The organism is Geodermatophilus sp. SYSU D01045, assembly GCF_054050295.1.
Window position 1 is genome coordinate 88,398 of the sequence record NZ_JBJGZB010000015.1, and the last position, 20,127, is coordinate 108,524.

Below are 20,127 nucleotides of genomic sequence, written 5' to 3' on the forward strand. Positions count from 1 at the left end.
CACAGCCGGCTCCCCGTCCACAGACCGCCGCCGCGGGCCCCCGCCCGGCCGGGCCGGGCGGAGGCTCGCGGGGTGGGCTCAGGAAGCGGACGTGGTGAGCGTGCCGGCCGGCTCCCCGGCGGTGCCGCCGACGACGACCGAGCGGCGCTTGGACACCACCACGGCGGCGATGACCACCAGCGTCGCGGCGCCGGCGATGAGCAGCCGCACCGTGGTGTTGGCGTCCTCCCCGACCTGCAGGCCGACGACCGCCGGCGCGATGAGCAGCGCCACCAGGTTCATCACCTTGATGAGCGGGTTGATCGCCGGGCCCGCGGTGTCCTTGAACGGGTCGCCCACCGTGTCGCCGATGACGGTGGCCGCGTGCGCCTCGCTGCCCTTCCCGCCGTACGCGCCGTCCTCGACCATCTTCTTGGCGTTGTCCCAGGCGCCGCCGGAGTTGGCGAGGAAGACCGCCATCAGCGTGCCCGCGGCGATCGCGCCGACCAGGTAGGCGGCCAGCGGGCCGAAGCCGAGGCCGAAGCCGACCGCCACCGGCGCCAGCACGGCCAGCAGCCCGGGGGTGGCCAGCTCGCGCAGCGAGTCCTTGGTGCAGATGTCGACGACGGCGGAGTAGTCCGGCCGCTCGGAGAAGTCCATGATCCCGGGGCGGGTGCGGAACTGCTCGCGGACCTCGAACACGACCCGCCCGGCGGCCCGGGACACCGCGTTGATCGCCAGCCCGGAGAAGAGGAACACCACCGCCGCGCCGATGACCGCGCCGACGACGTTGTCCGGCTCGACCAGGCTGAACGCCTGCCCGAGGTCGACGCCGTCGAGGGCGGCGCGGACCTGCTCGTTGTAGGAGCCGAACAGGGCCGTGGCGGCCAGCACGGCGGTCGCGATCGCGATGCCCTTGGTGATGGCCTTGGTGGTGTTGCCGACGGCGTCGAGGTCGGTGAGCACGCGGGCGCCGTCGTCGTCGATGTCGCCGGACATCTCGGCGATGCCCTGCGCGTTGTCGCTGACCGGGCCGAAGGTGTCCATCGACACGATCACGCCGGCGGTGGTGAGCAGCCCGCACCCGGCCAGGGCGACGGCGTAGAGCGCCGCGCCGCCGCCGATGAGGAAGGCGCCGTAGACGGCGGCGCCGATGAGCAGGGCGGCGTAGACGGCCGACTCCAGGCCCAGCGAGATGCCGGACAGCACCACGGTCGCCGGGCCGGTGAGCGAGCTGCGGCCGACGTCGCGGACGGGCTTGCGGCTGGTCTCGGTGAAGTAGCCGGTGAGCTGCTGGATGGCGGCGGCGAGCACGATCCCGACCAGGACGGCCACGAAGCCGAGCACCTGCGGGTTGACCACCGAGTCGGGGACGTCGGCGACGCTCGGCAGCACGGTGAAGGCCGCGGCGGCGACGAGGACGAGCGACACGACCGCGGAGGTGAAGAAGCCGCGGTTGATCGGGGCCAGGCCGCTGGCGTCGCTCTTGCCCGGGTTGCTGGCGAGGATGCCGACGACGGAGGCGAGCACGCCGATCGCGGCGACGACGAGCGGGAAGACCATGCCGACCGCGCCGAAGAAGACCTGCCCGAGGATCAGCGCGGCCACGAGGGTCACCGCGTAGGACTCGAAGAGGTCGGCGGCCATGCCGGCGCAGTCGCCGACGTTGTCGCCCACGTTGTCGGCGATGGTGGCGGCGTTGCGCGGGTCGTCCTCGGGGATGCCGGCCTCGACCTTGCCGACCAGGTCGGCGCCGACGTCGGCGGCCTTGGTGAAGATGCCGCCGCCGACGCGCATGAACATCGCCAGGAGGGCGCCGCCGAACCCGAAGCCCTCGAGGACGACGGGGGCGGTCTCGTCGAACAGCAGCAGCGCCAGCGACGCGCCGAACAGGCCGAGGCCGACGGTGATCATCCCGCAGACCCCGCCGGTGCGGTACGCGATGCGGAAGGCCGGCCGGTAGCCCCCGGTGCGGGCGGCGGCCGCGACTCGGACGTTGCCGCGCGTGGCCAGCGTCATCCCGATGAAGCCGACCGTCGCGGAGAACAGGGCGCCGACGAGGAAGAACACCGCGCGGCCGGTGCGGGTGCCCCAGCCGCCGTCGGAGACCGGTAGGACGAGCAGGAGCAGGAAGACGATCACCGCGAAGACACCGAGCGTGCGGAACTGCCGCCGCAGGTAGGCCCCGGCGCCCTCCTGCACGGCCCGGGCGATGTCCCGCATGCGCGTGGTGCCCTGCTCGGCGGCCAGGACGGCGCGCACGAGGGACCACGCGAACACCAGTGCAGCCAGCGAGACGACGAGGGCTGCCGTCACGAGGACGACGTCCCCGCCGGAGAGATCATTGTCCGGCATCGGTACCTCCCAGCGGTCGGCTGCCGACGGGCGGCTGGCGTCCCCGGTCGGCGGACAGCACGTCGGCGGGCGGACCGCCCGGAGACGAGGCGCGAGTGTAAGCGGAATCACACTCCGCGGTCTGCCCCCTCCCCGGGACCGGGGGGCCCGGGGTGCGGGACCGCAGGCGGGCGGCGGGTCGCTCCCCTGGTGGGACGAGGAGCGGCTTGCCCCCGGGTGTGACAGTGGAGGGGTGACCACGCTCCACCCGGTCCGGTCGGTTGCTCCCCCACCCGGCCGCGGAGGGTCCTCGGGGGGCGAGGCGCCGGGCACCGCGGGAGAGGGCACCGCCGTGGAGGGGACGCCGGTCCACGGCTCGGCCGCCGCGCACGGGTCGGCAGCCCCCGGGAGCGCCGATCCAGGCAGCGTGCCGCCGGGCGCCGAGCTGCTCGAGGGCCTGCTGGCCAGCACCCCGGAGGAGGAGTCCCCGGTCACCCACGTGCACCGGCTGGCGGTGCGGGAGAGCCGGACCCTGCCCTGGCCGGAGTGGGTCGAGCCCGGCCTGCGGGAGCGGCTCGAGCAGCAGGGCGTCCGCGAGCCGTGGCGGCACCAGGTCGAGGCCGCGCAGCTGGCCCACGACGGCACCTCGGTGGTCGTGGCCACCGGCACCGCGTCGGGCAAGTCGCTGGCCTACCAGCTGCCCGCGCTCACCCGCCTGGCCGAGGACCCGCGCGCCTGCGTCCTCTACCTCGCGCCGACCAAGGCGCTGGCCCGCGACCAGCTGGCCTCGGTCGCCGCGCTCGCCGACCCGTCGGTGCGGCCGGCCGCCTACGACGGCGACACCCCCGCCGAGGAGCGCGACTGGGTGCGCCGGCACTCACGGTGGATCGTCACCAACCCGGACATGCTGCACCGCGGCGTGCTGCCCGCCCACCAGCGCTGGTCCTCGACCCTGCGCCGGCTGGCCTACGTCGTCATCGACGAGTGCCACGCCTACCGCGGGGTCTTCGGCTCGCACGTCGGGCACGTGCTGCGCCGGCTGCGCCGCATCTGCCGCCGGTACGGCGCCGACCCGGTGTTCGTGCTGGCCTCGGCGACCGTCGCCGAGCCGGCCGCGGCGGCCGGCCGGCTGGTCGGGGCGCCGGTCGTGGCCGTGACCGACGACGGCTCCCCGCGCCCGGGCGCGACCTTCGCGCTGTGGGAACCCCCGCTCACCGAGCAGACCGGCGAGCACGGGGCGCCGCTGCGCCGGTCGGCCGCCGCGGACACCGCCGGGCTGCTGGCCGACCTGGTCGAGCGCGGCGCGCGGACGCTGGCGTTCGTCCGGTCCCGGCGCAGTGCCGAGTCGGTGGCCGAGCAGGCCCGCCGGCTGCTGGCCGACCGGGGCCGCGGCGACCTGGTGCGGCGCGTGGACTCCTACCGCGGCGGCTACCTCCCCGAGGAGCGGCGCGAGCTGGAGCGGGCGCTGTCCGCGGGCGAGCTGCTCGGCGTGGCCACCACCAACGCCCTCGAGCTCGGCATCGACATCGCCGGGCTCGACGCCGTGGTGCTCGCCGGCTACCCCGGCACCCTGGCCTCCCTGTGGCAGCAGGCCGGCCGCGCCGGGCGGGCGCAGCGCGAGTCGCTGGTCGTGTTCGTCGCCCGCGACGACCCGCTGGACCACTACCTGGCCCACCACCCCCGGGCGGTCTTCGGCCGCCCGGTCGAGGCCACCGTCACCGACCCCGCCAACCCCTACGTGCTCGGGCCGCAGCTGTGCTCCGCGGCGGCCGAGCTGCCGCTGACCCCCGCGGACCTGCCGGACTTCGGCGGCCCGGTGGCCGAGGCGCGCCTGGACGAGCTCGTCGCGGCCGGGGACCTGCGGCGGCGGCCGGCCGGCTGGTACTGGGCCGGCCGCGGGCGACCCGAGGTCGACATCCGGGGCAGCGGCGGCGAGCCGGTGGCGATCATCGAGGGCGACACCGGCCGGCTGCTGGGCACCGTGGACGGCGGGGCGGCGCACTCCACCGTGCACACCGGCGCGCTGTACGTGCACCGCGGCGAGACCTTCGTCGTCGACGAGTTCGACCCCGAGGACGCCTGCGCCGTCGTGCACGCCGAGAGCCCGGAGTGGACCACCGTGGCCCGCGACGTCACCGACCTCTCGGTCGTGGACGTCGAGCGCACCCGCCGGCTGGGCACGGTCACCGCGCACACCGGCGTCGTCGACGTGACCAACCAGGTCGTGGCCTACCAGCGCCGGCGGGCCGGCACCGGCGAGGTGCTCGCCGAGTTCCCGCTGGACCTGCCGCCGCGCCAGCTGCGCACCCGCGCGGTGTGGCTGACCCTCGACGCCGACGCGGTCGCCCGCGCCGAGGTCGACGACCTGGCGCTGCCCGGGTCGCTGCACGCCGCCGAGCACGCGGCGATCGGCATCCTGCCGCTGCTGGCCACCTGCGACCGCTGGGACCTCGGCGGGCTGTCCACCGCGCTGCACCCGGACACGGGGACCGCGACGGTGTTCGTCTACGACGGGCACCCCGGCGGGGCCGGGTTCGCCGAGCGCGGCTTCGCGGCGCTGCGGCGCTGGCTGCGGGCCACCCGCGCCACCGTCGCCAGCTGCGAGTGCGAGAGCGGCTGTCCCTCCTGCGTGCAGTCGCCCAAGTGCGGCAACGGCAACGACCCGCTGGACAAGGCCGGCGCGGTGCGCGTGCTCGACGTCGTGCTCGACGAGCTCGCCGCGGCCGAGGAGACCGCCGACGGCGACGACGCCGAGGAGCCCGAGGCCGACGGCACCGCCCACGTGATGCCGACCGGCCCGGTCCGGGGGCTGCTGCGGCGGCCGGGCACCGGGCGGGCCGCTCCGCGGTCCGAGGCCGCCCCGGAGCCGGACGGCGGTGAGCCCGCCGCGGACGCCGGCGCCGGCCACGTCGAGGACGGCCTGGTCTTCTGAGCCCGGCGGCGCCGGCCCGGCGCGGGCGACCGCCTCGGCGCGGCGGGCGCCCAGCGGCCCCAGCGGGACGGTGACCGCCACCCGCACGTCGACGATCGCACCGTCCCCGACCGTGCAGGCCACCGGGTCCGCGCCGTTGGCCCGCGCCACCTCGGCGGCGGCCGTGCAGGCGGCCGGGTCCCCGGTGACCGCCCGCGCGGCGGCGGCGAGCGCGGCGAGATCGGCCGCGGACCCGGCGCGGTGGCGGGCGACCACCGCCGCGCCGACGAGGACCGCGGCCAGCCCGACCAGCGCCAGCACGCCCGCCAGGGCCACCGTCCACACCGTCGCCGAGCCCCGCTCGCGCCCGCTCACCCTTCGGCCACCCCGGGCTCCAGCCGGGCGACCGCGCCGGCCGCGACCCCGACGGCCGGGCCGACGCCCAGCGGCGCCACCGACGCGGCGACGGTGACCCGGACCTCCTCCCCCGCGACGACCACCGCGGTCACCGCCCCGTCCGGCGCCACCCGGGCGGCCAGCGCGCGGACCTGCGCCGCGTCCTCCCCGCGGGCGGCGGCCCGGGCACCCTCCCGCGCGGCGTCGACGCAGCGCAGGTGCGCGCCGACCACCACGACGGCGGAGACGACGGCGGCGAGGACGAGCACCAGCACGGGCAGCACGACGGCGGTCTCGGCGGTCACCATCCCGGCCTCCCGCCGGTCCGGGGGCACCGCGCGGCGGCGCACGGTCAGGAGAGGGCGCCGAGCGCGGACTCGACCAGGTCGCCGAGCGCGCTGACGACCGAGCCCCCGGTCACCACGCGGTAGAGGACCGCGGCGAAGGCGCAGGCCGCGACCGTGCCGACGGCGTACTCGGCGGTGCTCATGCCCGCCTCGGCGGTCGCGCGGACCCGGGCCCAGCGGCGGGCGAGCGCCCGCCGCCCGGGTCCCGCGGGAGTCGGCTCGGTCGGGTCCTCGGCGGGCGGGTGGTCGGTGGTCACGGCTCCTCCTCGGGTCGGGTGGCCCCGGTCGCGGGGCGCGCCCCGACCCTCGCCGCGCCGGGGGCCTCCGCCGGCGCCCGCCCGCAGGCTGTGGACGGCGGGCCGCCTGTGGACGGCGATCCGGCGGGGTGTCGGTGCTTCCGCTTCAGGTGGTCCCGGCAGGTGCCGAACCTGCGAGGAGGTGGCGCGGACGCGTCACCGGCGGCCGGGAGGAGGACCCGTGGCACACGGCACCGACCGCCCCGAGGGCCGCCCCCTCGTCCTGGCCGGCTACGTCGTCGCCCTCGCCGCCGCCGTGGCCGCGTTCGGGCTCGACCCGACGCTCGGCGTGCTCGCCGGCGCGCTCAACGTGGTGTTCGGCGTCTACTTCTGCCGGCACCTCGCCTTCGCCGTCGCCGCCGCCCGCTGGGCCGAGCGCGACCTGCTCGCCGCCGACGTCGGGCTGGACACCTACACCCCGCCGGTCGCGGTGCTCGTCGGCTGCAAGAACGAGGAGCTCGTCGTCGACGGGATGGTCTCCGCGCTGCTGGCGCTGGACTACCCGGCCGACCGGCTCACGCTCGTCGTCGTCGACGACGGGTCCGACGACGCGACCGGCCCGAAGCTCGACGCCTGGGCCGCGCGCGAGCCGCGGCTGCGCGTGCTGCACCGGCCGCCCGGTGCGGGCGGGGGCAAGTCCGGCGCGCTCAACGAGGCCCTCGACCTGGTCGACGCCGAGATCGTGCTGGTCTTCGACGCCGACCACGAGCCCGAGCCCTCCTCGCTGCGCCGCCTGGTGCGGCACTTCCGGGACCCGGTGGTCGGCGCGGTCATGGGCCGGTGCGTGATCCGCAACGGCAAGGACTCCTCCATGGCCGGCGTCGTCTTCGTCGACTACCTGTCCGGCTACCTGGTCAACGAGTACGGCCGGCAGGCGCTGTTCGAGCTGCCCGCCTACGGCGGCGCCAACTGCGCGGTGCGGATGAGCACGCTGCGCGCGCTCGGCGGCTGGAACCCCGAGACGGTCACCGAGGACACCGACCTCACGCTGCGCGTCCTCATGGCCGGGCAGCGGGTGCGCTACGACGTCTCGGCCATCGACTTCGAGGAGGCGGTGGTCAGCGCCCAGCGGTTCTGGAAGCAGCGCTACCGCTGGGCCCGCGGCCACCAGAAGTGCCTGCGCGACTACTGGCGGCCGCTGATGCGCACGCCGCACCTCTCCCCGCTGGAGAAGGTGGAGACGTCGCTGTTCCTCGGCGTCTACCACGTGCCGATGCTGTCGGGGCTGGGCCTGCTGCTCACCGTCCTGCGCGCCTTCGGCATCGGGGACCTGCCGGTCGTCGGGTTGCTGCCGCTGTCGATGCTGCTGTTCATCGGCCCGCTCGCCGAGCTGTGCGTCGGGCTGCTGGTCGGCCGGGTGGAGCGGCGGTCGGCCTGGCGGCTGCTGGGCTTCCTCCCCGCGTTCGCGCTGTCGATCTGGATCACCTCCCGCGCCTACGTCGACGGGATGCTCGGGCGGCCCTACAGCTGGGTGAAGACCAGCCGGTCCGGCGCCACCTCGACCGTCCTGCCGGCGGCGCCCCCCGTCCCGGCGGCCGCCGCCCGCGCCGCGGTCGAGCCCGCCGGCCGGCCGCGGTCGTTCGCCGCCGCCCCCGGGGAGGAGCGGTGAGCGCCGCCGGCCTCGCGGTCCCGCCCGTCCGCCGCCGGCCGTGGCGCGGCACGAACCGCCGGCTGCTCCCCGTGCTACTCGACCTGGGGCTCGCCGCGGCGATCTGCGTGCTCGGCTTCCGCTACCTGTCCGGCCCGCTGCAGGTGCTCGAGGCGGCCGGCGTGGCGGCGGTGCTCGGCTGGATCGCGCCCGGCCGGGTCTCGGGCGTGCTGCCGCAGCACGTGCTGCTCTTCCCCGGCGACGGCGGGATCATCGACGCGGTCGTGACGGCGTCGTGCTCGTCGGTGCTGTCGGTGCTGGGCCTCACCGCGCTGACCGCCGTCGTGCTGCGCAGCCGCAAGCTGCACGCGGTCGGGGGCCTGCTGGTCGCCGTCGCGGCGCTGCTGCTGCTCAACCACGGCCGGCTGCTGCTGTCCGCGGGCGCGGGCCTGCTGTGGGGCGAGGGCGCGCTGGTCCTCTTCCACGACTGGGTCGGCACGGTGTGGAACCTCGTCGCCACCCTCGGCGGCTTCCTCCTGATGGTGTGGATCACCCTGCCGGCCCTCGAGCGCGCCGAGCAGGACGTCGCGGGCCGGCACACCGCCCGCCGCCCCGACAGCTGGGCCCGCCCGGGCCTGGGCTACCGCGACCCGGAGGGCGACGAGCGGCGCGCCCGGCGGCGGCGGACCACGGTCACCGGGCTGCTGCACCGCCACGTCTACCCCCGCCGGCTCTCGGCCTGGCTGGCCGCGCGCCGCGAGTCCGGGCGCGTGGACTACCGGCTCGGCCACCTGCCCCCGGACCACCGGGCCGAGCGCATCCGCGAGCTGGCCGCCGACGGCCTCGGCGCGCACGGCGCCTCGCTCGTGGCCGTGGCCACCTACGAGACCGACCTCGCGGTCCTGGACTGCCTGGCCGAGTGCGTCGCCGCGCGGCAGTGGGAGCCGGTCACCGACACGCGGGTGGCTGCTCTGCGGCTGTGGGCCCGGGGCTGGCTCCTGGCCCGGCCGTCCGTCGACGACGGGGTGCCCGTCCGGCCGGCCGCGGCGCAGCCGACGGTCCCGGTCGCACGGATCGCGGTGCCGCCCGCCGGTCGCCCGGCCGACCCGCCGCTGCCCGTTCCCGCCCCGCCGGCGGCCGGTCCCGCCGTCCCGCACCCCGCCAGCTTCGCCCGCCCGCACGACTCGGAGACGCCCCGGTGACCTCGACCCTGCACCCCGCGCCCACGCCCCCGGCCCAGGGCCGGCACGCGGACCCGGACGCGGCGCCCCCCGCCGTCCTCGTCACGGGTGCGGGCGGCCCGGCCGGCGTCGCGGTCGTCCGCCGCCTGGTCGCCCTCGGGCACCGGGTGGTCGGCGTGGACGCCGACTGGACCGCCGCAGGCGCGGCGCTCGCCACGGTCGGCGCGGTCGTCCCGCGGGCGGACCACGTGCGCTTCGTCGACGCCCTCGTGTCCGTCGCGACGACGCACGGCGCGGACGCGCTGATCGGCACGGTCGCCGAGGAGCTTCCCGCCCTCATCGCCGGCGCCGGGCAGCTGGCCGCGGCCGGGGTGGCCACCTGGCTGCCGTCGGCGGAGAGCGTGGAGCGGTGCTGCGACAAGGCCGCCTTCGCCCGCACGCTGCGCGACGCCGGCGTCCCCCACCCGGCGACCACCGACACCCCCGCCGGGCTGGTGCGGGTCCCGGGCCCGTGGGTGGTCAAGCCGCGCGCCGGGCGCGGCAGCCGCGGCGTGCGGCTGCTCGACGCCCGCGCCGCGGTGGCCGACGCCCTCGCCGAGGACGCCGCGCTCATCGCGCAGACCCGGCTCGAGGGGCGCGAGTTCACCGCCGACGCCCTCGTCGGCCGCGACGGCGGGCTGCTCACCGTGGTGCCGCGCTGGCGCGACGACACCCGCGCGGGCATCTCGGTCAAGGGCACCACCTTCGACTCCCCCGCCGTGACCGACGTGGTCGCCGCCGCGCTGGAGGCGGTGCGGCTGACCGGCCCGGCGAACGTGCAGGGCTTCGTCGGCGACGACGGCCGGGCCACCGTGGTCGAGATCAACCCGCGGTTCTCGGGCGGGCTGCCGCTGACGCTGGCCGCGGGGGCCGACGTCGTCAGCGCCCACCTCACCGGCATCCGCGACCCGCAGGCCCCGCTCCCGCACCTGTGGTTCACCCCGGGCGTGCGGATGAGTCGCTACTTCGCCGAGACCTACACCGCCGACGACGGCACCCCGGTGACCGACCCCTGTGCCGCGCAGGCGGTGTCCGCGTGAGCCGCCGCCGGCACGTGCTCGTGCCCTTCGGGACCCGGCCCGAGGTGGTCAAGCTCGCCCCCGTGGTGGCGGCCCTGACCGCCGCCGGCCACCGGGTCGACGTCGTCGACACCGGGCAGCACACCGACCCGGCGCTCTCCACCCGGCTGCAGGAGGCCCTGGGCCTCGCGCCGACCTGCCGCTTCGCGCTGCCGACGGACGACCCCGCCGCCCGGTACGGCGCGCTGCACGCCGACGCCGCCCGCGCGCTGGCCCGGTTCCGGCCCGACGTCGTCCTGGCGCTGGGGGACACGAACACCGTGCCCGCCTACGCGCTGGCCGCCCGGGGCGCCGGGGTGCCGTTCGCGCACCTGGAGGCCGGGCTGCGCAGCCTCAACCCGCGCAGCGTCGAGGAGGTCAACCGGCGGGTGGCCGCGGCGGTGGCCGCCCTGCACCTGGCCCCGACCCGGCGGGCCGCGGCGTTCCTCGCCGCCGAGGGCGTGCCCGCCGAGCGGGTGTTCGTGGTCGGCAACCCGGTCGTGGACACGCTCGTCGCCCGCGGCGTCCGCCCGGTGCCGGTGGCGCAGCGGTCCGGCGTGCTGGTGACCGCGCACCGGCCCACGAACGTCGACGACCCGGTGCGGCTCAAGCGGCTGGTCGGGATCGTCCGCGCGCTGGCCGACCAGGTCGGGCCGGTGACCTTCCCGGTGCACCCGCGGACCGCGGCCCGCCTGGCGGCCACCGGCCTGGACACCGAGCTCGACCACCCGGCGGTCACCCGCAGCGGCCCGGTGGACTACGACACCCTGCTGGCCGCGCTGGCCTCGGCCCGGCTGGCGGTCACCGACTCCGGCGGCGTCCAGGAGGAGGCCGCCTACCTCGGCGTCCCGGTGGTGGTGCTGCGCGGCTCGACGCCGCGGTGGGAGGGCGTCGAGGCCGGCACCACCACGCTGGCCGGCCTGGCCGACGACTCCGCCGCCGACGCCGTCCTGGCCGCGGCCGCGGCCCACACCGGCCCCGCGGGGCAGGCCCGCGCGGCCGGCCTCCCCTGCCCCTACGGCGACGGCACGACCGGGCCGCAGGTGGCCGCCGTCCTCGCCGACGAGGCCACCGATGCGCTCCTGGCCCTGGACGAGCCCGACTTCACCGACGGCCGGCTGCCCTGGTGAGCACCGCACCGGATTGGTCCGGCCCGCCGCCGCTGGCCGTCGTCGTCGACCTCGACGACACGCTCTACCCGCAGGCCGCCTACCTGGCCGCGGCCGCGGCGGCCGTCGGGACCGCCGCCGACGCCGCCGGGCTGGACGGCGACGCGGTGCACGCGGCGCTCGTCGCGGAGCAGGCGGCCGGTTCCGACGCCGGCGGCACGATCGACCGAGCGCTGCTGGCCGCCGGGGTGCCCGCCGGCGGCCTGGCCCGGTACGTGCCGCCGCTGGTCGCCGCGTTCACCGCCTGTGCGCCGGAGCGGCTGGACCCCTACCCCGGCGCCCGGGAGGCCCTCGCGGCACTGGCCCGCGCCGTGCCGGTCGGCTGCCTCACCGACGGCAACCCGGTCATCCAGGCGGCCAAGCTCGACGCGACCGGGCTCGGGCCGCTGCTGACCGCGGTGCTGGTCACCGACACCCTCGGCGGCCGGGCCGCGCGCAAGCCCGCCCCGCAGGGGCTGCTCGTCCTCGCCGCGCGCCTGGGCGTCCCCGCCGACCGGGTGCTGGTGATCGGCGACCGCCCCGGCAAGGACGTCGCCGTCGCCGCGGCCGTGGGCGCGCGGGCCATCCGCGTCCGGCAGGGCGAGTACGCGGCGGCGCCGGACGTCCCCGCGCCGTGGGCGGGGACCGGCACGTTCCCCGAGGCCGCGGAGCTCGCGCTGGCGGTCGTCGCCGGGGCCGTCCCCGTCTGAGGACGGCCGCTCCCTCCCGGGGGTGACCCACCCCGCGGCCGCCTGCACGCAGCGCCCCGGCCGTCCGATGGGCCTCCGGTGGGGCCGGGTGCGCCCTGGTCCGGAAGGGGGCCACGTGGCAGGCAGGACGCGGCGGCGCAGGGCACCGCTCGGGGCGCGGCTGGCGGTGACCGCCGGCGTCGGTGCCGCGGCGGTGCTCGCCACCCCCGGGATGGCGAGCGCCCACTACGGCTCGGTGTCGGTCACCTGCGTCACGCCGGTGCAGGACGGCTACTGGAACGTGGTCTTCGGCTACACCAACACCACCGGGACGACGGCGACGGTCCAGCGGGGCCAGTACAACGACGTGAGCCCCGACCGGTTCGACGGCGCGCAGCCCACCCGGTTCACCCCGGGTCTGCACCCCGGCGCGTTCTCAGTGCGGGTGCCCGCGTCCGTGAGCAGCGTGCGCTGGCAGGTCCTCGGCACGACGGCCACGGCCGGCCGGGACTCCGGCACCCGGTGCCCCTCGTCGACGCCGCTGCCGGCCGACGGCAACGGCATGGGCATCGTCATCGCCCTCGCGGCCGCCGGCGCGGTGGGTGGCACCTCGGTGGTCGTCTCCCGGCGGCGCCGCGACCGCGGGACGCCCGAGCCCGTCGCGGGCTGACGGATTGCGCACGACCGGACCTCCCCCCGAGGGGGGAGGTCCGGTCGCCGCGCTGGAGGGTGCCGCCGGCGGCGCCGATGGAGAGGTGTCGGGCGGGGAGGCCGCCCCTGGCGAGCAGAGGACGGCGGCCGTGGACGGCACGACCACGCGGGGTCCGGGACGCAGCGTCCTGGCCATCGGCGCCCACCCCGACGACGTCGAGCTCGGTTGCGGCGGCGCGCTGATGGCGCACGTCGCGGCCGGCGACACGGTGACGCTGCTCGTGATGACCGGGGGCGAGAACGGCCCCGGCGACGACAGCCAGATCGCCGGCCGGCGTGCCGAGCAGCAGCGCGCGGCCGAGCTCATCGGCGCGCGGCTGGCCTGGGGCGGGCTGCGCGACTGCGAGGTCGTGGCCGACTCGGCCACCGTCCGCCGCATCGAGCAGGTGCTGCAGGAGACCGCCGCCGACCTCGTCTACGTGCACGCCCCCGACGACAGCCACCAGGACCACCGCGCCATCGCTGCCGCCACCCTGGGTGCCGCCCGGCGCCTGCCGCGGGTCCTGCACTACCAGAGCCCCTCGACGCTGGCCTTCGCGCCGAGCGTGTACGTCGACGTCACCGCCCACCTCGCCGGCAAGCTCGACGCCCTCGCCGCGCACGCCTCCCAGGTGGAGCGCTCGGCGATGGTCGAGCCGGACGCGGTCGTGGCCTCCGCCCGCCACTGGGGCGCGCAGGCGCGCATCGGCTACGCCGAGGCCTTCCAGCCGACGCGGATGGTGCTCGACCTGGCCCCCGTCGCGCCGGCGGTCCCCGCGGCCGTCCCCGCGGCCTGGTCGCTGGTGCCGGCCCACACCTCCGCGATGGTCGCCGGCCGCCGCTGACGGCCGTCCCGGGGGCTCACCCGAGCACCTGGCCCGCGATGCCGATGACCATCGGCGCGATGCCCAGGCACACGAACGCCGGCAGGAAGCACAGCCCCAGCGGCGCGAGCACCCACACCCCGGCCCGGCGCACGCCCGCCTCGGCCCGGCTGCGCGCCGCCGCCCGCGCCTCCGCCGCCAGCACGCGCAGGGCCGGCACCGCCGCCGTCCCCGACTCCCCCGCGCGCACCAGGACCCGGCCCAGCCCGGCCAGCTCGGGCGGTGCGTCGTGCCACGCCGTGCGGGGCGCGGCCCCGAGGCGCAGCCGGCCGGCGACGTCCGCCAGCGCCGGACCCAGCGGTCCCGGCACGGCCGCCGCGACCGCGGCCAGCGCCGCGCCGACCGGCAGCCCGGCGCCCAGGCAGACGGCCAGCAGGTCGCAGGCCACCGGCAGGTCGGGCGTCAGCAGCGCGGACGCCGGCCCCTCGCCGGGCGCCCGCCGCAGCCACCGGTCGGCGAGGACCGCCCCGACCGCTCCCACTGCCAGCCCGGCCGCACCACCCACCAGCAGCGCCGCGGCGGCACCGGTCAGGACGGGGAGGACCAGCCGCCGGACCGGGCCGGGGCTCCCCTCCCGTGGCCGCTCCGGCGCGGCGGGCGCGCCCAGGGCACGCAGCCGGGCCGTGCGGCGCACCGCCGGCGTCGGCCAGGCCGCCAGCGCGCCGGCGACCGCCAGCAGGGCCAGCGCCGTGGCTCCTGCGGCGCTCACCGCAGCGCCCGCCGGACCAGCCGCGCCGACCAGGCCAGCCCCGCCGCCTCCAGGGCCACCCCGGCGACGAGCAGCGCCTGCCCGGGGACCGTCGTGGTGAGCACGGCCCACGGGTCGGCGCCGATGCCGCTGCCCATGGCGAGCGCCAGCAGCGGCAGGCCGGCCAGCAGCGCGGCGCTGGCCCGCGGGCCGGCGGTCACCGAGCGCAGCTCCTCCCGCTGGCGCCGGCGGGCCCGCAGGTCGTCCTCGACCGCCCCGGCGACGGCGGCCAGCGAGCACCCCGTCCGGCCGCTGAGCTCGACCGCCGCCGCGAGCCGCCCGTGCGCCCGGCCGAGCTCCGACGCCGCCTCCGCCGGCACCGTCCCCGGCGCGCGGAGGGCCCGGGCGAGCGCCCGGGCGTCGTCGGGGTCGGGGACTCCCGCCACCGCGGCCGCGGTCGCCGCGTCGAGCGGCCGGCCGCTGCGCAGCTCCGCCGCCAGCGCGGCCAGGGCGTCGGCGAGGACGTCGAGGGCCTGCTCGTCCCGGCGCAGCGCGCGCTGCCGCACCGCGGCCCGGGCGGCCCCGGCGGCGGCCGCGCCGGCCAGGACGGCCACCAGCGGCGGGCCGGCCAGCGCCCCGGCGGCGGCGCCCGCGGCCGCGGCGAGGACCGGCCAGGACCGCGGCGCCGCGGCCAGCGGTCCCCGTGCCGGGCGCCCCGCCCCGGTGAGCCGGCGCAGCCGCGCCCGCCGGCGCGCCGCCCCGCCGGGCCACAGCAGCAGCGCCAGCGCGCCGGTCGCCAGCGCCGCGGTCACGTCGCCCCGCCGTCGAGGAGGGCGGCCAGCCGGTCCGCGCCCGGGCACGGACCGCCGTCGGCCCGCCAGCCGGCGTCGACGGCCACCAGGTCGCCGTCGCGGCGCACCACCCCGACCTCCGCCACCCGGCGGCCCGCCGGGGTGCGCCGCAGGTGCACGACGACCGCGAGCGCGGCCGCCGCCTGGCTGTGCACCGCCCGCCGGTCCAGGCCGGCCGCCACGCCCAGCGCCTCCAGCCGCGCGGGCACCTCCCCCGGCCGGTTGGCGTGCAGGGTGCCGCAGCCGCCGTCGTGCCCGGTGTTGAGCGCGGCCAGCAGGTCGGTGACCTCCGCACCGCGGACCTCGCCGACCACCAGCCGGTCGGGCCGCATGCGCAGCGCCTGGCGCACGAGGTCGCGCAGGGTCACCTGCCCGGCGCCCTCCACGTTCGGCGGGCGGGTGAGGAGCCGGACCACGTGCGGGTGCGCCGGGGTGAGCTCCGGCGCGTCCTCGCAGAGCACCACGCGCTCGTCGGGCGGCACCTCGCCGAGCAGCGCCGAGAGCAGCGTCGTCTTGCCCGACCCGGTGCCGCCGGTGACGAGGAAGGCCAGCCGCCGCCGCACCACCGCCCGCAGCAGCGCCTCCGACTCCCCCGGCAGCGTCCCGCGCCCGGCGAGGTCGGCCAGGCCGAGGGAGACCCGCCGCAGCACCCGCAGCGACAGGCAGGTGCCCCCGGCCGACACCGGCGGCAGCACCGCGTGCAGCCGGGTGCCGTCGGGCAGGCCCGCGTCCACCCACGGCGCGGCGTCGTCGAGGCGGCGCCCGGCGCTGGCGGCCAGCCGGACCGCGAGCCGGCGGACGGCGTCCTCGCCGGGGAACCGCACGTCCGCGGGCTCCAGGCCGCTCCCCCGGTCCACCCACACCTCGTCGGGGCCGTTGACCAGCACGTCGGTGACCCCGGGCGCCCGCAGCAGCGGCTCCAGCGGCCCGGCGCCGGCCAGCTCGGCGACCGCGTCGCGCACCGCTTCGAGGACGTCGGTCTCGCCGAGCAGTCCGGCCTCCTCCCGCACGAGCGCCGCCACCGCGGCCCGGCTCGGCGGCCCCGGCTCCAGCGCCAGCCGGGCCCGCACACGCTCGACCAGCGGCAGGCCGCTCACGCCGCCCGCTCCGGCCGGGACAGCTCCCCGAGCAGCCGGCGGGCGAGCGCGCCCAGCGGGCTGCGCGGCGCCACCGACGGCGGCTCGCCCCGCTCGCCCCGGGGCAGCGCGCCGCGGTCGTGCCCCAGCTCGGCGAGCACCGGCCGCCCGGCCACGGCGGCCACCTCCGCGGCGGACAGGCCGCCCGGGACGGTGCGCACCACCAGCCGGGCCGCCGACCAGGGCGCGCCGGCCCCCAGCGCCCGGGCGGCCGACGCGGCGCGCAGCCGCGCGGGCACGACCAGCAGGGCCAGGTCTGCCTCGGCCAGCACCGCCTCCGCCGCGGGGTCGGGCACCGCCGCGCGCGGCAGGTCCACCACCACCGGCAGCCCGCGGTCCCGCGCGGCGTCGACGACGGCGGTGAGCGCCTCGGCGGGCACCGGCGCCGGGTCGTCGCGCGCCGCGGCGAGGACGTGCACCCCGGCGGCCGTCGGCAGCGCCGCGAGCAGCGCGTCCCCGGCCACCCGGCCGCGCACCCCCGTCAGCGCCGGCCAGCGCAGCCCCTCGACGTCCTCGGCGCCGAGCAGCAGGTCCAGCCCGCCGCCCCACGGGTCGGCGTCGACCAGCAGGGCGCCGCCGCCCCGGCCGGCCACGGCGACGGCGAGCGCGGTGGCCAGCGTGCTGGCGCCCGCCCCGCCGCAGCTGCCGCCGACCACGGCCAGCCAGCCCCGTGCCACCGGCGACCGTCCGGCCTCCCCCGCCCGGGCGGCCAGCCACGCCTCGTCGTCGGGCAGCACGGCGACCCGCTCGGCACCGCGCTCCACCGCGGCCGCCCAGGCCGGCGCCGGCAGGGCCTCGGGCGCGACGACGACCACCCCCGGGCGGCGGGGCAGGGCGCGCACCGCCGGGCTGTCGAGGACGTCGGCACCGAGCAGCACCAGCGCGGCGTCCCGGTGGGCGCGGCGCAGCGCCGTCCCGCCGGTGGCCACCTCGGGCTCGGTGCCGGCGGCGGCGAGGACCCGCAGCACCTCGTCGAGGAGGTCCTCGTCGGCGCAGACGACCAGCGGGCGGGACGGCGGGGACAGCGGACGCGGGGGCACGCGCTGCAGTGCACCGCGGACGGCCGGTGCACGCGTGCCGGGTGGGGCACCTGTGGACGACCCGAAGGGGTGTGGACGGGGATGCGAGACCCGTCACACCCGGGGGGTCCGCTTACAGTCGTGGACCGTGACGCACGCCGCGGCGTTCTTCGACCTGGACAAGACGGTCATCGCCAAGTCCAGCACCCTGGCCTTCGGCCGCCCCTTCTTCGCGGGGGGGCTGATCAACCGCCGCGCCGTGCTCAAGGGCGCCTACGCCCAGTTCGTCTTCTCCCTCTCCGGCGCCGACGCGCAGCAGATGGAGCGGTTGCGGGCGCAGATCACCGACATGGCGACCGGCTGGGACGTCGCGACGGTGCACGAGATCGTCCGCGAGACGCTGCACGAGGTCGTGGACCCGCTGGTCTACGCCGAGGCGGCCGACCTCATCGAGTGCCACCGGGCGGCGGGGCGGGAGATCGTCATCGTCTCCAGCAGCGGCGCGGAGATGGTGGAGCCGATCGGCGAGATGCTCGGCGCCGACCGGGTGGTGGCCACCCGGATGGTGACCGTCGACGGCCACTACACCGGCGAGATCGAGTTCTACGCCTACGGGGAGAACAAGGCCGAGGCGATGCGGCAGGTGGCCGCCGAGAGCGGCTACGACCTCGCCGACTGCCACGCCTACAGCGACTCGGTCACCGACCTGCCGATGCTCACCGCGGTCGGGCACCCGACGGCGGTCAACCCCGACCGGGCGCTGCGCAAGGTGGCCGCCGAGCGCGGCTGGCCGGTGCTGGAGTTCACCCGGCCGGTGTCGATGCGCTCGCGCTTCGCCGTGCCGCCGGCCCCGGTGGTCACCGGCGCCGCGATGGGCGTGGGCGCGGCGGTCGCCGGGCTGGCCTGGTACGCGCGGCGGCGGTCGCTGCGCGCGGTGCCCGCCGCGGCGGCCGCCGCGACGGTGGCCGTCCCGGCCGCCGGCCGGTGGCGGCGCCGGGGGGCCTGAGCGCCGCCCGCTCAGACTCCCAGCCGCCCGCGGAGCCCGTCCACCCGCTCCCGGACGCCGTCCACCAGCGTGCGCACCGCCGACACCGGCGCGAACGCCCGCGCCGCCGCGGTGAGCGCCGCCTGCTCGTCGGGCCGCAGGTCGACGTCGGCGGCCGCGGCGTTGGCCTCCACCTGCTCCACGCTCGAGGCGCCGGGGATGACCACCACCCGCGGCAGCGAGACCAGCCAGGCCAGCGCGATCGTCCCGGGCCGGACCCCGTGCGCGCCGGCGATCTCGCGCAGGACGTCGAGCAGCGGCTCCGCGCGCCGGAGGTTCTCGGTGCCGAACAGCGGGTTGGCCGCGCGCACCCCGCCGGGCCGGTTCTCCGTGCCGTACCGGCCGCCGAGCAGGCCCTGCGCCAGCGGGCTGTAGGCGATGACGACCCGCCCCTCGCGCTCGGCGAAGGGCACCAGGTCCTCGAGCGGGCCGGGCCGGACGAGGGAGAACTGCACCTGGTTACTGAGCACCGGCCGGCCCAGCGCCGCGTCGGCCGCCCGCCAGCGGGCCAGCGAGTAGTTGGAGACGCCGGCGGCGCCGATGCGGTCCTCGTCGAGCAGCTGCCGAAGGCCGGGCATGACCACGCTGTCAGGGACGACCGGGTTGGGCTGGTGCACCTGGTACAGCGGGATCCGCCGCAGGCCGAGCCGCCGGGCGCTGCCCTCGAACCGGGACCGGACCACCGGCGGGAACGGCGCCACGGGGAAGACCTTCGAGGCGACGACGACCTCGCCGCGGTCCTCCCCGAGTGCCTCGCCGAGGATGCGCTCGCTGCGGCCGAAGCCGTAGATCTCCGCGGTGTCGAACAGGGTGACGCCGAGGTCCCGCGCCCGGCGGACGATGTCGCGCGCGGCTCCCTGGGCGTACCCCTCGCCGTATCCCCACTCGCGGGAGCCGAACTGCCAGGTGCCCAGCCCGATCCGGCTGACCCGGCCGAGCCCGTCGACGTCGAGGTGGCGCATCCCCCCACTCTGCGCCGCGCCCGGACCGGGCGCAGGGCGGGCCGCTCAGCCGCGCAGGATCGCCTCGGCGATGGCCAGCCCCTCGCGGGCGCCGAGCTCGGTGGCGCGGCAGCAGTGGACCAGCCAGGCGGCGACGCCGTCCGGACCGCCCGCGGCGTAGCCGGCCAGCCGCTCGCGGTAGGCGTCCGCGCCCAGCTCGACGAAGCCGACCTCGGGCACCGACACGGCCTTGGGGTCCAGGCCGCGGCCGATGGTGGTGAGCCGGGCCGCCGCCCGGGCGACGACGCCGTCGGCGGTGCCGAAGGGCGCCAGGGCGGCGAGCTCGCCGTGCACCAGCCCGGCCACCAGCACCGCGGGCACGGTCGAGGTCCCGGTCACCACCTGGAACAGGCCGGACAGCCGCGGGCCGGCGTGCGGGCCGGGGCGGCCGAGGCCGGCCGGGTCGGTGAGGTCGGCGGCGGCCAGCACGTGCAGCCGGGCGAGCACCTGCCCGGGGGCCCTCGCCCACGTGTCGACCAGCGAGCCCAGCCCCACGGACACCCGCAGCGAGCCCTGTACGACGGGGTCGTCGACCGAGCCCGCGCGCAGGTCGGCCAGCGGGACGTCGACGCCGTCGAGCGCCGCCGACGCGCGGGCCCCGCGCAGCGCCGACTCGGTGCTGACCTCGGCCGACCGGTTGCGCATGAGCCGGTGGGCCAGCAGCCGGTCGATGCCGGCGCGGGCGGCGTCGGCGGCCTCCCGGACCCCGGGGAGGTCGAGCAGCGGGGCCAGCGGGTCGGGGCCGGTCGGCGCGGCGGCGGGACGGCCGGCGCCGGGACGGCCGGCGCCGGGACGGACGGGGATGGTCACGTCCCGACGGTACGAGCACCGGCACCGGGGCCCGCGC

General features: G+C 78.7%; 18 protein-coding genes and 1 pseudogene. 9 read left to right on the forward strand and 10 right to left on the reverse strand.

Annotated features, from left to right (window positions below):
• Positions 1-78: 78 nt before the first annotated feature.
• Positions 79-2,334 carry a sodium-translocating pyrophosphatase gene (locus ACI798_RS14215; RefSeq protein ID WP_456942099.1) on the reverse strand — a complete coding sequence of 752 codons (2,256 nt, stop codon included), beginning with the start codon at positions 2,332-2,334 and terminating at the stop codon, positions 79-81.
• Positions 2,335-2,740: 406 nt separating this feature from the next.
• On the opposite strand from ACI798_RS14215, the gene ACI798_RS14220 reads away from it, so the two are divergent.
• Positions 2,741-5,245, forward strand: a complete 2,505-nt coding sequence (locus tag ACI798_RS14220; protein WP_457048196.1) for a DEAD/DEAH box helicase — start codon at positions 2,741-2,743, stop codon at positions 5,243-5,245.
• Between the two features lie 24 nt (positions 5,246-5,269).
• Here ACI798_RS14220 and ACI798_RS14225 read toward each other — a convergent pair.
• From ACI798_RS14225 to ACI798_RS14235, 3 genes and pseudogenes are all read right to left on the reverse strand, one after another.
• Positions 5,270-5,599 (reverse strand): annotated as a pseudogene (locus ACI798_RS14225) (Rv3654c family TadE-like protein); the annotation flags it as partial.
• Positions 5,596-5,928 carry a TadE family type IV pilus minor pilin gene (locus ACI798_RS14230; protein ID WP_456942101.1) on the reverse strand — a complete coding sequence of 111 codons (333 nt, stop codon included), beginning with the start codon at positions 5,926-5,928 and terminating at the stop codon, positions 5,596-5,598. The pseudogene ACI798_RS14225 and the gene ACI798_RS14230, both read right to left, overlap by 4 nt.
• A gap of 44 nt (positions 5,929-5,972) precedes the next feature.
• Positions 5,973-6,224, reverse strand: a complete 252-nt coding sequence (locus ACI798_RS14235) for a DUF4244 domain-containing protein (RefSeq protein ID WP_456942102.1) — start codon at positions 6,222-6,224, stop codon at positions 5,973-5,975.
• Positions 6,225-6,444: 220 nt separating this feature from the next.
• Here ACI798_RS14235 and ACI798_RS14240 point away from each other — a divergent pair, with 220 nt between their 5' ends.
• The 7 genes from ACI798_RS14240 to ACI798_RS14270 all read left to right on the forward strand — a co-directional run bounded on the left by ACI798_RS14240 (position 6,445) and on the right by ACI798_RS14270 (position 13,501).
• A complete protein-coding gene (locus ACI798_RS14240; RefSeq protein WP_457048197.1) occupies positions 6,445-7,872 on the forward strand; it encodes a glycosyltransferase in 1,428 nt (475 codons plus the stop codon).
• The gene (locus ACI798_RS14245) at positions 7,869-9,053 is read left to right on the forward strand and encodes a hypothetical protein (protein WP_456942104.1); all 1,185 of its coding nucleotides are present in this window, start codon (positions 7,869-7,871) and stop codon (positions 9,051-9,053) included. The genes ACI798_RS14240 and ACI798_RS14245 overlap by 4 nt, the downstream gene beginning before the upstream one ends.
• Positions 9,050-10,111 carry an ATP-grasp domain-containing protein gene (locus tag ACI798_RS14250; protein WP_457048198.1) on the forward strand — a complete coding sequence of 354 codons (1,062 nt, stop codon included), beginning with the start codon at positions 9,050-9,052 and terminating at the stop codon, positions 10,109-10,111. The genes ACI798_RS14245 and ACI798_RS14250 overlap by 4 nt, the downstream gene beginning before the upstream one ends.
• A complete protein-coding gene (gene wecB, locus ACI798_RS14255; RefSeq protein WP_457048199.1) occupies positions 10,108-11,259 on the forward strand; it encodes a non-hydrolyzing UDP-N-acetylglucosamine 2-epimerase in 1,152 nt (383 codons plus the stop codon). Before ACI798_RS14250 ends, wecB begins: the two co-directional genes overlap by 4 nt.
• Positions 11,256-11,987, forward strand: coding sequence for an HAD family hydrolase (locus tag ACI798_RS14260; RefSeq protein WP_457048200.1), 732 nt, complete (start codon positions 11,256-11,258; stop codon positions 11,985-11,987). The genes wecB and ACI798_RS14260 overlap by 4 nt, the downstream gene beginning before the upstream one ends.
• A gap of 115 nt (positions 11,988-12,102) precedes the next feature.
• Complete coding sequence (locus tag ACI798_RS14265; RefSeq protein WP_457048201.1) at positions 12,103-12,636, forward strand: hypothetical protein; 534 nt, start codon at positions 12,103-12,105, stop codon at positions 12,634-12,636.
• A gap of 130 nt (positions 12,637-12,766) precedes the next feature.
• A complete protein-coding gene (locus ACI798_RS14270) occupies positions 12,767-13,501 on the forward strand; it encodes a PIG-L deacetylase family protein (RefSeq protein ID WP_456942109.1) in 735 nt (244 codons plus the stop codon).
• A 16-nt stretch (positions 13,502-13,517) separates the two neighbouring features.
• On the opposite strand, the gene ACI798_RS14275 is transcribed toward ACI798_RS14270, so the two are convergent.
• Genes ACI798_RS14275 through ssd form a run of 4 tightly spaced genes read right to left on the reverse strand, consistent with a single transcriptional unit; the run spans position 13,518 to position 17,255 of the window.
• Positions 13,518-14,249 carry a type II secretion system F family protein gene (locus ACI798_RS14275; protein WP_457048202.1) on the reverse strand — a complete coding sequence of 244 codons (732 nt, stop codon included), beginning with the start codon at positions 14,247-14,249 and terminating at the stop codon, positions 13,518-13,520.
• Entirely contained in the window at positions 14,246-15,040 is a 795-nt protein-coding gene (locus ACI798_RS14280) for a type II secretion system F family protein (RefSeq protein ID WP_457048203.1), read from the reverse strand. The genes ACI798_RS14275 and ACI798_RS14280 overlap by 4 nt, the downstream gene beginning before the upstream one ends.
• Entirely contained in the window at positions 15,037-16,176 is a 1,140-nt protein-coding gene (locus tag ACI798_RS14285; protein WP_456942112.1) for a TadA family conjugal transfer-associated ATPase, read from the reverse strand. The genes ACI798_RS14280 and ACI798_RS14285 overlap by 4 nt, the downstream gene beginning before the upstream one ends.
• On the reverse strand, positions 16,173-17,255 hold the full coding sequence (ssd, locus tag ACI798_RS14290; protein WP_457048204.1) for a septum site-determining protein Ssd: 1,083 nt from the start codon (positions 17,253-17,255) through the stop codon (positions 16,173-16,175). Before ssd ends, ACI798_RS14285 begins: the two co-directional genes overlap by 4 nt.
• 127 nt (positions 17,256-17,382) lie before the next feature.
• Here ssd and ACI798_RS14295 point away from each other — a divergent pair, with 127 nt between their 5' ends.
• Complete coding sequence (locus ACI798_RS14295; RefSeq protein ID WP_457048205.1) at positions 17,383-18,240, forward strand: HAD family hydrolase; 858 nt, start codon at positions 17,383-17,385, stop codon at positions 18,238-18,240.
• A gap of 11 nt (positions 18,241-18,251) precedes the next feature.
• Here ACI798_RS14295 and ACI798_RS14300 read toward each other — a convergent pair whose 3' ends face one another.
• Together ACI798_RS14300 and ACI798_RS14305 are read right to left on the reverse strand one after the other, a co-directional pair.
• Complete coding sequence (locus tag ACI798_RS14300) at positions 18,252-19,241, reverse strand: aldo/keto reductase (protein ID WP_456942115.1); 990 nt, start codon at positions 19,239-19,241, stop codon at positions 18,252-18,254.
• Between the two features lie 45 nt (positions 19,242-19,286).
• Positions 19,287-20,090: an oxidoreductase gene (locus ACI798_RS14305; protein ID WP_457048206.1), complete on the reverse strand. Its 804-nt coding sequence runs from the start codon at positions 20,088-20,090 to the stop codon at positions 19,287-19,289.
• Positions 20,091-20,127: the final 37 nt, after the last annotated feature.

Coding starts and splice junctions, on each gene's coding strand:
- ACI798_RS14230 (WP_456942101.1), bottom strand. CDS start 5,928: ATGGTGACCGCCGAGACCGCCGTCGTGCTGCCCGTGCTGGTGCTCGTC.
- ACI798_RS14300 (WP_456942115.1), bottom strand. CDS start 19,241: ATGCGCCACCTCGACGTCGACGGGCTCGGCCGGGTCAGCCGGATCGGG.
- ACI798_RS14215 (WP_456942099.1), bottom strand. CDS start 2,334: ATGCCGGACAATGATCTCTCCGGCGGGGACGTCGTCCTCGTGACGGCA.